Genomic DNA, 13,088 nt, shown 5'->3' with positions numbered 1-13,088 from the left:
CCATCGCGGCTTCGTTCGGCAGGCGGAATTCAGACATGGCGCACCTCCAGAATCGACGCGAGGAGTTGCCCGACGTCGATCGTGCAGTCCAGCTCCGCTTCGCCGCGAATCGGGGTGAGGTTCCAATCGTGGACGGCTGCATGCGTGAATTCGCCGAACCTCCGGCTGTAGACGCTGCGCCCCGTGACGGGGCCGCGCAAGATCCGCACGCGCCAATCGTGGTCGGGCGTCGGACGAGCCGATGCCACCTCGACCAGCATGCCGATGCGTGAACGTGCATCGCATTTCGTGACGATCGCCAGATCGCCAATCTTGCAGCGCAGCTCAGCCATGACGCACCTCCGCACGGACGAGCGCGGCGATCGCGCTCAGTGCTGGGCCGGTTGCATCGAGCGCGTCCTGATACGTGTTGGCGATTGCCGCGTCGCGCAGTGCTGCGCGGACGATGGATTGAATGAGGTGGGATTGCTGCCCGGTATGGGCGTGCGTGGACTGGCGCATTGAATGCGACCTCCTTGGACGGGTTGACGAACCCGGCCCCATCGCCAAATGGGGTGGCCGGGCACAAGGCAGGGTTGGCGAACCGGCGTCCAAGGGAACCGGCGTGCGCGAACGCACCCCCACCAAGGCCCGACCATAGAAGGCGCAAGGTGTACGGACGTAAAAAAACCGCGCGAAGGCGGTTGTCCGCCTTGGAGCATCTCCGGTCGCCAAACCGGGTCACTGTTGTCTCAGCGACGCGCACAGGATACCGCGCGATGCTGGGCGACGCAAATCGCGACGCCCAGCATCGCGTATTGCCTAGTGCAAAGTGACTTTGGGGGAGCATCAGGCGGCCTCCCCCTTGAGCACGGCGGTCGCCAGCTTGAGCTGTTCGATATCCAGTCGCGAGCTGCCCTGCGCCAGTGATTGGCCGAGCGCGACGCCTCGCAGCAGGGCGCTAACTTGCAAACGGCGCGTCCCGTCCGTGCACTGCGCATCGATGTCGTTGTAAAGCGCACGATAGGCTTTCCGCAGCTGTCGATACTGTCGACGACGATAGTTCGCCGAATCCTGTTCAGCAGCGGCGATCGCCTGGACGAACTTCTCGCAGGCGGTGCCAAGTTGCTTTGTCGTCAGGCGCGGGGCTTCGAGCGTGAGCGTCGAAGCGAGCATCACGGCGATCGCGACGAGCTTGCCGGCGTCGTCGCCACGATTCCAAAAGCGCCCCTCGATGTCATCAAGGATTCCGGCGAGCTTGCGGAGTCGGGCATCGCGGCAACGCACGAATGCGGCGTCGCGGGCCGTGACGGCCGCGCCCATCGCGCGACCATACGGGCCGCCGCGACTGATCAGCGGGGCATGCGCGCTCATGCCTGCCCCCGCGTGGACTGACGGGATTCGACCCATTGCTGGACGTCTGTGGCGCGCCAGCCGACGCTCCTGGCACCCAACTGGACCGGCGCTGGAAACTTGCCTTCGCGAATCCAGCGATACAGCGTTGTTTTCTTGACGCCGACGGTATCGAGCACGCCGACAAGACGAAGCAGTTTGAAAACCATTTTCCACCTAGAAAATGGCCTGCTCCGAAAGAGTGAACGGCGACAGCACTGTATAAAATCACAGCGCTATCGAAAAATAGTAGGCGATGAAAATCCACGCATGGCGCGCGCAAGGACTTGACGCGGCGCGCCTGCCCCCTTATTGTTCGCATCGACTACAGTGCTTCACTATCTTCCACAAAGATGTGATAGCCGTGGTGTTCCCTCCACGGAACAGGCTCCCAAGCCAAAAAAATCGCCGGGGGTTGTGTTGGTAGCACGCTCCCGGCACCTCTTCTGTCAGCTTGGCGCAGTCTGCTTGAACCAAGCTTCCCGCGCTTTTTACCCCAAACGTATAGCCTGTAAGGGCCACAGGCGTTCGTCTGAGTGCCGACAAGGGCGTAATTATATCGAAAGGGGTGCGCCCCTAAAAGCACTCTTTCGGTACGATTGACCGGTCGCTACCCGGATCAAGTTGATGTGTGTCCCGTAAAGTTCGTTGAGGTGCCGTGTGGCATCACTCAGCCGCTGCCAGTCATTTTCAACATCCCTGACAATTCTCCCCGTGGGCCTTCTCGGGCCTTTGTGGTATACGTCTGAGCTTATTGCGGCACGTCGGGACGGGCATGCGCATTGTCAGCCCCACTTTGCCGGTGCATTCAAGGGCGCACGGGCGGCCCGTCGGCACTCCGCGCCCGGATCAACGGATAAGAACAATGCAGAACACGGCACAAGCCCTGAGAGACCTTGCGCTGGGGCCGCAGCACAACCGGCAAGTGCAAATCAGCTTTCCGGACGATAACTCGCCTTACAGAATCCTGCTGCCGAACGCATTCGAGGCGATTGAAGCGCTATCAAAGGATTTCGCGTACAAGATCGAAATCCTGTCGGACAACGATCACCTCGCGCCGAACGATTTCATTGGCAAGCGCGTGACGGCTAGCTTGGCGCGTGGCGACGGCAGCCACCGCTATTTCAACGGCCATATCTTCGCGTTCCGGCACGTTCGCACGGACGGCGGCTGGGTGTTCTATGAGGCGCATGTCGGCCCGTGGCTGCGCTACCTGAAGTACAGCCAGCACAATCGCCTGTTCCTCGATCAGAACCTTCACGACCAGACCGCGACGGTCTTTCAGGACTACGGTGTGTTACCCGAATGGGCGTGGCAGGTCGGCGAAGACGATCCGCGAATGACGATGGCCTGCCAGTTCGACGAAGACGACCACAATTACCTTCATCGGCGCTGGGAACACGCTGGCTATCTGTACTGGTACGAGCACACGGCCACGTCGCACAAGCTGACCGTCTCCGATCCGACGCGGTCCGCGCCCGCGATCGACGGCAAGGTTCACGAAATCCGCTTTCACAATGGCATGGGCGCGGAGGAATCGGACAGCATTCTGAGCTGGTCCCCGTTCCAGCAGACCACGTCGACGCATGCGGAGCTGTCACGTTTCGACTTCAAGAGCCCGACACCAACCCACGTCCAAACGAGCCTGTTGAACCCCGAAGCCGCGCTGCCGAAGCTTGAATGGAATGAGTACGCCGGCGCGTATGGCTATCGGAACATGGAGCACGGCTATCAGGTCGCGAACCGCCGGATGGAGGAAATCGAAGCGACGATCAAACGCTTCGATGCGAAGGGCAACAATCGCTTCGTGCAGCCGGGTCGCTGGTTCCGGTTGACGGACCGTTATGGCTCAGCGCTGAGCCGCGATCAGAGCGACGACGAATACCTGATCATCGCGGTTCGGCATGTGGCGACCAACAATTATTTGCAGGACACGGGGGTGCTGGCGGAATACCGCAATGAGTTCACGTGTGTACCCAAGGCGACCCCGTGGCGGCCCGGGCGCGGCTTCAATAGCGTCGACACGAAGATTCTCGCGCCGCAGACGGCGACCGTCGTCGGCCAGTCCGGCACGAGCATTCACACCGACGAGCACGGCCGCGTGCTGGTTCAATTCCATTGGGATCGCGAAGGCAAGTATTCGACGTGGGTGCGGGTCGCAAGCAGCTGGGCCGGTGGCGGCCAAGGGGTGGCGGCACTGCCCCGCATCGGTTCCGAAGTCATCGTGCAATGGCTCGACGGCAATCCGGACCACCCGATCATTACGGGCCGCGTGATGAACGCGCGCAACATCCCGTCGTGGAAGCTGCCGGACGAGAATGCGCTGATGGGCATTCGCAGCCGGGAGCTGACCGGTGCGGACGGCAACGCTTCGTCCGGTCGCAGCAATCATCTAATTTTCGACGATACGGCGAATGCCATTCAGGTGCAACTTCGGTCCGACCATGCGGCGAGCCAACTCTCGCTCGGCAAGATCAAGCGAATCGAGGATTGGCAGGGGCGCAAGGATGCCCGCGGCGAGGGCTTCGAGCTGCGTACGGATGAGGTCGGCGCGATCCGCACCGGCAAGGGCATGGTGATCAGCACGGAGGTGCGTCCCGCCGCACAGGGGCATCTCTCGGATATCGGAGAGCCGGCATCACGCCTGACCAAAGCGCAAACGTTACACGGGCAACTTGGCAAGCTCGCCCAGCACTATCAGGCGCAGGACAACGGGGCGGACCAGACAATGATCGCCGACGCGCTGAAATCGCAGGTGGATGGTATCCAGGGAGCGGGTGCGACGGGCAGCAGTGACGAGGGCGACTTCCCTGAACTCAATGAAGCCCATCTGCTGTTGGCCGGCGCGGCCGGCATCGCCGTCACGACGCCCGCGACGGCGCATGTCACTGGCGGCCAGCACGTGGCCGTCACGGCCGGCGACAGCGTGTCGGTCGCGACGGGAAAATCGCTCTTCGCCAGCGTCTCCGACAAGTTCTCGTTGTTCGTGCACAAAATGGGAATAAAGCTGATCGCGGCGAGCGGCAAAGTGCAGGTGCATGCGGAAAACGACGAGCTGGAGCTGCTGGCGAAGAAGGTCTTGTCGATCATCAGCACGACGGACTGGATCAACATCACAGCCAAGCAGGGCATTCGCTTGACCGCCGGCAACAGCCAGCTTGAAGTCAGCGCGAAAGGCATTGTCGGCTATACGCCCGGCGAGAACAAGATTCATGCGGGTAGCCACGATACGGTGGGCCCGCAGAGCATGCCGGCGCAATTCCCTGGATCGGATTTGTGCTCACAATTGGCTGACGGTGCCGCGCAGGCTGGTAATGCGTCAATCTCACTGACGTAACGCGATGACGACAATCCTTTTGCCAATGCAGGCCGTTTCCGAGCCTTCGGGACCCCTGACGCGCGGCTTCCTACTGATCGAGCCGGCGACGCTTGCCCACGCGCCGGCACTGGCTGCGCTTGATATGCGTCCTTGCACGCCCCGCGTACTCGCGCATCGTGAGGAATTGATGCCAAGGCTCGTTGACGTGGCCGCTCTTGATGAAGCAGCTCAGACTATCGTTACCGAAGCCTGGGATGCAGAAACCGTCAGAGACCATCCGCCCGTCGTTTGCGCGTGGCTCGATAGCGATCTCGATGGTGAATCGCTCGTCGAGCATATCGCCCGTTACCTTGTTGGTCCCGGTGTGGATGGCAAACCAGTGTTCTGGCGTTTCTACGATCCTCGTGTACTGGCGTTGACTCTAGCAACCTTCGATCCGGCGCAGCGACAAGCGTTGTTGGGGCCGATCCAGTCATGGCAATTTATCTGGGCAGGGCACCAGTGGAGTATCTCGGGGCGAGGAGTCGCGACCGATCTGCTCGAAGGGCACGTGCCTGCGTGGCCTCGCAACGATCAATGGCCGCGCATCAACCGCAGCGATGTCGCTACCCAGGTGGTCGATCGATTATCCGATGTGCCAATTCAGGAGGTTGCATCGCTACCGGCCACGCTCGATAGATTATTCGGCGATGCCGCACAGTTTGGGCTTACGCAGGCGGACGATCTAGCGGACTACGCTTGGCATTGCGTGAAATACGGCTCCGCATTTGAGCAGCATCCAACACTCGTTCAGGCGAGAACCGAAATGATCGATGGCCGTATAACGTGGCCCGAGATTGTGTCGCTCTTTACCTCCGACGAACTCCGACAACTCGAACAATCATCCCGCTTGTCAAAGGCGCAGAGGACCGAATCATGACCGCCACCTGTCCATTATGTGATCGCAAGTCGTTGCTGTTCTACCCCGTTCGGTACGCAGTCGCATGTCCGCGCGGCGCAGCTAAGGCCCCGGGATTGTCTGGTCACTTCAAGATCGACAGTCGTGCACCCCAGTCGGTCGCGACGGCCAAATATTCTCTCAGGGCACTGCGACCGGGCTATCTGTACACCTATGACGAAAGGCGTCGGCGACTGCGTGCTTACACGGTACTGGAAGACGGGATTATGTGGAGCTTCCCGCCAGGCTCGACACCACCGCCGGCCGATGCTGAGAATCTGATGACTCAAGGATGTGCAAATGCCGGTGATTTGTCTTTCGAAACGCTTGGCCGCTGCGTCGACATCGAGTATACGCCCGGCTGCGACAACCCGGCGGGCATGAATTTCTGGATAGGCTGGTCCAATGTACGGTGGACCAAGGATCTTGTTTTTAACAAGATCCACGACGCAAGTTGGCGCAAACAGCACATGCAATGCGTTGAGGTAGCGCAAGTATTGGCGGGTACCGCCGATGACGCGGCGAGCTTCGAAGCGGCCTACACACAGATCGCGCACTTTTCGATGAACGAGCAGGCGATGAAAGAGGCGTTCGGATACAGCAACCGGGATCCGAAAAGCGAAATTACTCAGGGGAAGCGGAAGCTGCCGCCCCGAATCATCGATGCGATGCGTGCGACGCCGAACCAGAAAGGGTTCATTCTGGCGGTCAACGATCCTGTCGGCATCGCGAACGATCTGAGCGAACTGACGGTGCCGAGCCTGAATAACGGCTTCGACGAAAAGATGTATTGGAAAGCCACTACTGCCCAATTGTTAGAGCGGGCAAAGGAAGGGATTCGCGCACGCGGGAGTGAGATGGCTGAATTGAAATACGGATCTTCCGCCGCCGCCGCGCGAGCAAATGCCGATCTTTATAGCAAATCTCCTCCGCCAGTAGGCGCGAGGGGCGTACCGGATTATGCGGGTGGATTCAACATGATTCTCAGTCTGTTCAAGCCCGGCAGCACAAAGAAGGCAATGGACGATTGGAGTCGGAAAGTCAACGATATGCCGACAACGAAAAAAGAGGCTGCGGACGATGCTTGGGTCGATGCCAGCACCAAGCTCGACGAGCATGGTAAGCGAGTTCCCGCGCTAGATCTGGATGCACTCAAGCGTTTCCCCGACGAGTACAAAAAGGCGCTCGACGCGTTTCACCCGACATGGCAAAAGCTCGCACAAGCTCATGCGGATTGGTTGAGCAGCAAACTGCTTTCCGACTGGTTGACGGGTATTACCGACAGGCAAGACATCCGCAGTGGCTTTGCTTACAGTGAATCCTGCTCGCAGGCGATCGGCTCAAGCGTGGGCACAGAGGCGTGCATGAAAGTTGTGAACGACTGGTTGTCGCAGGCAGACCTTGCGAACACTAGGAACCTGATAGCACGCGGGTTATTGTTCAGTCAGGATAATCTGATGAACGCAGCAGGACCGAAGCTCCACGGCTCCGACATCCAGTACGAGAGCTTCATGAACATCTACAAAGGGTCGTTCCTAAAATTCGAAGACAAACATGGCCAGGTTCCGTTGCGAGATCGCTTGATGTTGACCGTTGGCAATGTCATCGTTGCCACTCTCGCCCAGGCCGGCGAGTCAGCCGCCAAGAGGCTCATGATGATTCGTTTGCACCTCCAGGCTGGAGTCTCAATCAACCCGAAGACGATCAGCACAAACCAGCTCGCGAAATGGATGCTCAAACAAGCAGAGGAACTGGGCGTCGACCTGGAGGGCAGCAAGAATCAGCAGCGGCGCGCGGCCGGTGTACTCGCGCATAAGACCCTGAATGCGGCGAATGCGCCGGATTCCAAGGTCATTGCGCTTCAAATGGATGTCGATGAACTCCAACGAACAGGTAGGCTTGAAGAAGGCCTCATCCAGGAGGTCAAGATTCCCGGCGCGACGACGCTGAAGCGATGGATGGGCTCGTCAGCGCCGGCCGACTTCAATCTTGGCGTTGCGACTGCGATTATCCAGATGGCGACCTTTGCTTTTGCCGCCAAAGATTGGGCGAGCAGCGATCAGTTTAGTAACGAGGAGAACAAGAAGAAGTTCTGGTGCTGTGTCGCGGCCATCGCTGGCAACGTGGTCGAAACGATTTCGAGCACTGTCAAGGTTGCGGCTAAGGAACCGCACCCACTGTCCGCGTACCTGCTGGAGCACTGGGCGGGTGCCGGCAGGTACGCCAAGATTGGCGTTGGCTTGGGCCGCTTTGCGGGTTCGTTTGCGGGGGCATTACTCGCCTACGGCGACCTAACAAAGAACTTCCCCGAGGCTCGGAACAACCAAGAATACCCATTGGCTGCTCTTTATCTTTTGAACGGATCCTTGGGTATGTATGTTGCATTTTTCGCGCTGTGGGGATCGGTTCCCGCTTTCTGGTTAGTGTTTCTTGTAGGTATCGCTATAAGTATTGGAATTGCGATGTTGAAATCATCCGAGCTAAGCGATTGGGTCAAGCGATGCAGGTTCAGCACGGGTGAACACTACCGCACGCTGGAAGACGAACTGAAGGCGTTCAACTCTGCGGTTGGGGGGTAATTTTGGACGAGCGCTTGATGAAGAAATGTGTAGGGATGCCCATCCCAGAATGGGACCTCATGCATAGACTTTCAATTGATCAACCAATTAGCCCAGAAATTCAAGACTCGGGGACTATCTTTCGGATCAACTCGGCCTATATGGACGTTACCGAGCCATCTCTGCTGGAAAAGCATTGGTCAATAGCTGCTTCAGTGTTTGCTTTTATTTGTATAAGTGTCGGTCCGTATATATATTATGTAATGCATGCTGGCCCAAGCGCCCCCGATTTTTGGATGACTATTTTCAATTTCATGGCGCTCGTGATTTCTATCGCATGTGCAGTGGGCGCTTGGGCCGCTGGTCGCGGCCTGCTCTTTGGCCTTAGATATCGTCCGATTCGATTTCACCGTGGTGAGCGCAAGCTGTACCTAGTCCGTAAACGTCGTTTCTTCGCCAGGCCAGGCGAAGGTGATGTGGTGTGGGAAGCCCCTTGGTCGTCCGATTCCATTTTTTGCCTGCATCGCGAGATGTCGACCTTCGGCGAGCTATTCCACATCCGCCATTACACGGTCGACGACCACGGCAATGTGACGCGGGTTTTCTCGATCGGTCGCGGATGGATGCCGGCCGCTGAGGTTGAGTTGGCACTTGCTCAGTGGAACTACTGGTGCAAGTTTATGAACGAGGGGCCGAACGGTCTGCCCAAGCCGATGTTGTTTCACACGGAGAACGAGACGCCGCGCGAATCGTTCCTATTCTCGCTTTACGGTATCGGGATGGACGCGCCCGCGATTTTCCGTGTCGTTATGATGCCGTTGATCCTCATTTTCACGGTGATGCGCATCCTTGCCAACGTCACCAGCAGGAATCCAATCTGGCCGAAATCGATTGAGCGCATCAGTGAGATCAATCCTGAAGATTCCTATAGACAACCACGTGCTGGCACGCCAGTCGGGTGGAGCGACACAGTGATGGCACGACGACGCGGCGACTACCCGATCAATCCTAAGGCTCGCGTCGAAGACTGGACTGGAGATGGCGACGCGACGCGTTATGCTGCGTCGTGGCTCGATACCCCCCAAGATCAACGCGACGCGAAATTGATATGAAAGACGAAAGCGGACGCGGTGTGATTCGCTTGCATGACAAGACGACCCATGGCGGCGAAGTGATTACCGCGAGCGAGGATTTGACTGCGCTTGGCGTTCCGGTCGCGCTGAAGGGGCATCTGACATGGTGTCCGCAGTGCGGTGGCCAGTTCAGGATCATTCCGCAAAACAGCACGCGCAATCACCACGGCACGCCGGTCGCCTTTCACGACGATCTGACGGAGTGCGGGGCGCGACTGATTTCGTCGCTGGAATAGAGGTATCACGCATGAGCGGTTCGGCAGGTCGGATGGACAAAGTAACTTTGCCGGGTGCGTCGTCACGCAACCCCGTCTTGATATCCGAGGCCCAGCGCCAAGCACTGCGTGCCGACATCCGTCAGCGCCTTGTGACCGCGCTGATGCGCTCGGGCGACGCCGTCACCGATCCGAAGCTTGCTCGCCTGCCTGGACCGGTTCGCTATCGGGTTACCGGTGCGCTCGCCGCGTGGGACGCGCTGCGAACCGCAACAGACCGAGTGGCGTCGCCGACGCTCACCGAGATGCTGCGCTCGCACGGTATCCTGCGCCTGACGCGCTATTTCGATCGCTTTTCGCGGGACCTCTTGCCGCACGGCGCTGACGGCCGCCCGGCCGACGTACTCGCCGGGGTCGCTCAATACAGCGCCGTGTGGCTGGCATTCGAGGTACGCAAAGGAGCTTTTTACGAGCCTACCCCACCGCTGCACCGCCTGCTCGACGCCGCCTATATCGCGGAGGATGTGCCGATCGGCATGCTCAAAATGCCGACCGATACGCTGTGCATCATTCCTGAACCTACCCGCTGGAAACAGGCCGGCGACATTGAGGCGATCGCGATTTTCAAGAACGACCGGTCGATCGGGTTTGCGACATGGCTAATGGCCGGCGGTCCTGATGACGGCGCGACGATGGATTCGATTACGCTGCCGCTGGAAGACCCCGACAAGACGATCCGTGAATTGGTGGACGAGTTGTTCCAGCGGCCTGCGGCTGACGGAATGCCCGATCCGCCTGATGCTCAGCGGTTCTGGCGCGACGCCCTGGACTACGCGATCAAGATGTTGTTGTACCTCAACGCACGTGATGCGCAGGTGGTCCATGATCGCGCTTATTCGAACGCGCCGCGACACTTTCCGGGGCTCGGCAAGCGCAAGCGCGCGGAGCGACTCGCGGAAATCGAACAGCTCTACGATCGACATATTGTCGGCCCTGCGATTCTCGACGCCGAGGCAACCGGATCAGTCTCATCGGACAGCGCGCAGCGCGAAGTAAGTGGCCACTGGCGGCGGCCGCACTTCCGGATGCAGCCATACGGCCCACAAGCGGCGTTGCGCAAACTTGTCTTCGTCGGCCCAACGCTGGTGCGTCCCGACCGACTGGGACTGTAGCTGAATGGATCACCTGCTGTCGCATTACGAATACGAACTCGGGTTGTTCGCGCGGGCATTGGGCGATTTCGCGATCCGCTATCCGAAGATCGCCGCTCGGCTCGGCATCCAGAGCGGCCGGACCGACGATCCGCATGTGGCGCGTCTGATTCAGAACTTTTCGTTTCTTGCCGCGCACCTCGATTCGAAGCTGGCCGACGACTATCCGGAATTCACCGAGGCGTTGCTTGAGGTTGTCTACCCGCATTATCTGCGCACGGTGCCATCGTGCGCGATTGTCCGATTCGAACCACGGGCGATCGTCGGTCAACTGACAGAGCCGGTCGTCGTGCTGCGTGGCGTGGAGTTGAATGCGCGCACGGCCCCGGTGCGATTCCGATCGGCCTACGACGTGACCATCTCGCCACTACAAATCCGGTTCGCACGGTATGCACCGACGACGCTGGCACCGTCGGCCGTGAGATTGCCGGCCGACGCAACGGGCGTGCTGTCGATCAGTTTCACGTCGGCCGCCGGCCCGTTCACGGCGGCCATTACTGACGGCCCCATACGGGTCTACCTTTCTGGCGAGCGGCCGTTTGTCTCGTCGCTGCTGGATGCTTTGCTGCTGCGCGCGGCCGCCGCGTATGTTGAGGTCGATCAATGTGGGCGCTGGCGGGCCATATCGAAGGTGCCGTTTGAACCGGTCGGTTTCGCCGATACAGATCGCTTGCTGCCGGGCAGCCGAACCACCAGCCGCACTGCGACCACCTACCGCTACTTGCTGGAATACTTCGCGTTTCCCCAGTTGTTCGATTTCGTCGATCTCGACATCGGCCGTGTGTGGCGGGCAGCAAGCACCAGTGAAGCTCGGGAACTGACCTTGCATGTCGTATTGCGCGATACACCTGCCGATTCGATCGCTGCGCTGGCGCTCGCGTCGGTCGACGCAACGGCGTTCAAGCTGTTTTGCACGCCCGTCGTGAATCTATTCTCACAACCGGCCCAGCCCATTGTGTTGAAGGGGCAGGATGCCTATCCGGTTCAGCCCATGCGACTGGCGAAACATTCGCCGCTGGGCGTGTATTCAGTCGACGCCGTCTATCTGGGCGAACTCTCCAAGAAGAAGGACAAAGACGAGGACGTGTCGCTCGATAGTGATCGACCTAGAACCCTGGTGCGACCCTATCAGGCGCTGAGTCACGATCCACGCCCTGATTCGGCGGCGGTCTATTGGGTCGCGTTTCGTGATCGCGACGCGGGATCGCCCGGTCGTCAAACCATGATGCTGTCGCTGGTCGGGCTGGACGGACAGTCGGCCCGGCCAAAGCTGCCTCAAATCGATGTGGTGACGACGGTGACAAATCGCGACTTGCCGGCACGCTTGTCGATCGGCAATGCGGTGGGCGATTTGCTGCTCGAAAGCAAGGCGCTGGATTGTCCGATTCAGTTGATCACTCGACCGACATTGACGGCCGAGCTGCCGCGCGGCAACGGCGCGTTGTGGCGTGTGCTGTCGACGTTATCGCCGCATCCGCTGGTTCTGACGCGGGACGGGCTACCGGCCCTGAAAGCATTCATGCGGCTGCACGCGGTGCGCACGACACCGCTCGCGCAGCGCTGCATCGACGCGATCACCGATCTGGACTACAAGCCGGCGATCAAATGGATGTCGCTCGATAGTCAGTTTCCGTCGTTCGTGCGCGGCACCGAAATCATGCTGTCGTTCGACGAGACCGCGCTGCGCGAAGTTAGCCTGGTCGTGTTCACGAAACTGCTCGAACGGTTCTTCGCACCGTACGGGCCGACGAACAGCTATGTCCAACTGGTGGTCCGTTCGGCGCAGACCGGCCAGGAACTGAGGCGAGGTGCGGCCACGCCCGGCACGCAGCCGCCGATCTGAGCGCGAGCCGGTCTAATCCATATCCTCCGGATACAGGTGCGAAGTGACGACGGCCTACCCCTATTTGCCGCATCTCACGGCAATCGAGTTCGAATCGTTGGTCAGAGCTGCAAGCGAACGTCGACGCATGGGTGCGCAGCATCTCCGCGCGTAGTGTGGCGATGGCGCGTGCGGCTACTGGTGGATGGCGCAACCTATCGTGAGGCCGAGCACGCCCAGGGACTCGCGTATCCGGTGGCCGCGCGTGCGGTAGCGGCGCTGCTCCGGTATCACAATGCCGGCGTCCCGGCTCGCCGCGACAAGGCGACGCCGCTGCACGATCCATTCGGACGCGTCCATCTGGTGAAGCGCGATGACTGACGACACCGCCCGCCGGTCACAAGTTATGCCCGACCGAATCTATCCGAAACCGATCCCTTGCGGACAGGGGCATTTTGCCCTGTCCGTAAATAAGGGTTGAAATGTTTTGGACATTACCTTACATTCGGACGTCCATTTCGT

General features: G+C 59.7%; 12 protein-coding genes. 8 read left to right on the top strand and 4 right to left on the bottom strand.

Annotated features, from left to right (window positions below; all coding sequences use genetic code 11):
• Window positions 1–29: 29 nt before the first annotated feature.
• The 4 genes from ACV22W_RS26490 to ACV22W_RS26475 all read right to left on the bottom strand — a co-directional run bounded on the left by ACV22W_RS26490 (window position 30) and on the right by ACV22W_RS26475 (window position 1,541).
• The gene (locus ACV22W_RS26490; protein WP_448022496.1) at window positions 30–332 is read right to left on the bottom strand and encodes a hypothetical protein; all 303 of its coding nucleotides are present in this window, start codon (window positions 330–332) and stop codon (window positions 30–32) included.
• Complete coding sequence (locus ACV22W_RS26485) at window positions 325–501, bottom strand: hypothetical protein (RefSeq protein ID WP_448022495.1); 177 nt, start codon at window positions 499–501, stop codon at window positions 325–327. The genes ACV22W_RS26490 and ACV22W_RS26485 overlap by 8 nt, the downstream gene beginning before the upstream one ends.
• A 327-nt stretch (window positions 502–828) precedes the next feature.
• Entirely contained in the window at window positions 829–1,353 is a 525-nt protein-coding gene (locus tag ACV22W_RS26480; protein ID WP_448022494.1) for a hypothetical protein, read from the bottom strand.
• Complete coding sequence (locus ACV22W_RS26475; RefSeq protein ID WP_058039768.1) at window positions 1,350–1,541, bottom strand: helix-turn-helix transcriptional regulator; 192 nt, start codon at window positions 1,539–1,541, stop codon at window positions 1,350–1,352. The genes ACV22W_RS26480 and ACV22W_RS26475 overlap by 4 nt, the downstream gene beginning before the upstream one ends.
• A 695-nt stretch (window positions 1,542–2,236) precedes the next feature.
• Here ACV22W_RS26475 and ACV22W_RS26470 point away from each other — a divergent pair.
• The 8 genes from ACV22W_RS26470 (at window position 2,237) to ACV22W_RS26435 (ending at window position 12,947) form a co-directional block, all read left to right on the top strand.
• Window positions 2,237–4,708 carry a type VI secretion system Vgr family protein gene (locus tag ACV22W_RS26470; RefSeq protein WP_448022493.1) on the top strand — a complete coding sequence of 824 codons (2,472 nt, stop codon included), beginning with the start codon at window positions 2,237–2,239 and terminating at the stop codon, window positions 4,706–4,708.
• Window positions 4,709–4,712: 4 nt separating this feature from the next.
• Window positions 4,713–5,609 (top strand): DUF4123 domain-containing protein, encoded by an 897-nt coding sequence (locus ACV22W_RS26465; protein WP_448022492.1) that lies wholly within the window; start codon window positions 4,713–4,715, stop codon window positions 5,607–5,609.
• On the top strand, window positions 5,606–8,206 hold the full coding sequence (locus tag ACV22W_RS26460) for a T6SS effector BTH_I2691 family protein (protein ID WP_448022491.1): 2,601 nt from the start codon (window positions 5,606–5,608) through the stop codon (window positions 8,204–8,206). The genes ACV22W_RS26465 and ACV22W_RS26460 overlap by 4 nt, the downstream gene beginning before the upstream one ends.
• Before the next feature lie 275 nt (window positions 8,207–8,481).
• A complete protein-coding gene (locus ACV22W_RS26455) occupies window positions 8,482–9,297 on the top strand; it encodes a DUF6708 domain-containing protein (RefSeq protein ID WP_448022490.1) in 816 nt (271 codons plus the stop codon).
• Window positions 9,294–9,554 (top strand): PAAR domain-containing protein, encoded by a 261-nt coding sequence (locus tag ACV22W_RS26450; RefSeq protein WP_151048986.1) that lies wholly within the window; start codon window positions 9,294–9,296, stop codon window positions 9,552–9,554. Before ACV22W_RS26455 ends, ACV22W_RS26450 begins: the two co-directional genes overlap by 4 nt.
• A gap of 11 nt (window positions 9,555–9,565) precedes the next feature.
• Window positions 9,566–10,705 carry a hypothetical protein gene (locus tag ACV22W_RS26445; protein ID WP_448022489.1) on the top strand — a complete coding sequence of 380 codons (1,140 nt, stop codon included), beginning with the start codon at window positions 9,566–9,568 and terminating at the stop codon, window positions 10,703–10,705.
• 4 nt (window positions 10,706–10,709) lie between these two features.
• Complete coding sequence (gene tssF / locus ACV22W_RS26440; RefSeq protein ID WP_448022488.1) at window positions 10,710–12,587, top strand: type VI secretion system baseplate subunit TssF; 1,878 nt, start codon at window positions 10,710–10,712, stop codon at window positions 12,585–12,587.
• Between the two features lie 168 nt (window positions 12,588–12,755).
• Window positions 12,756–12,947 carry a hypothetical protein gene (locus tag ACV22W_RS26435; protein WP_448022487.1) on the top strand — a complete coding sequence of 64 codons (192 nt, stop codon included), beginning with the start codon at window positions 12,756–12,758 and terminating at the stop codon, window positions 12,945–12,947.
• Window positions 12,948–13,088 lie beyond the last annotated feature (141 nt).

It is taken from the genome of Burkholderia sp. AW49-1 (assembly GCF_053427845.1).
Note: the sequence above shows the minus strand (reverse complement) of the source record. Positions and strands in the feature narration are given on the sequence as shown.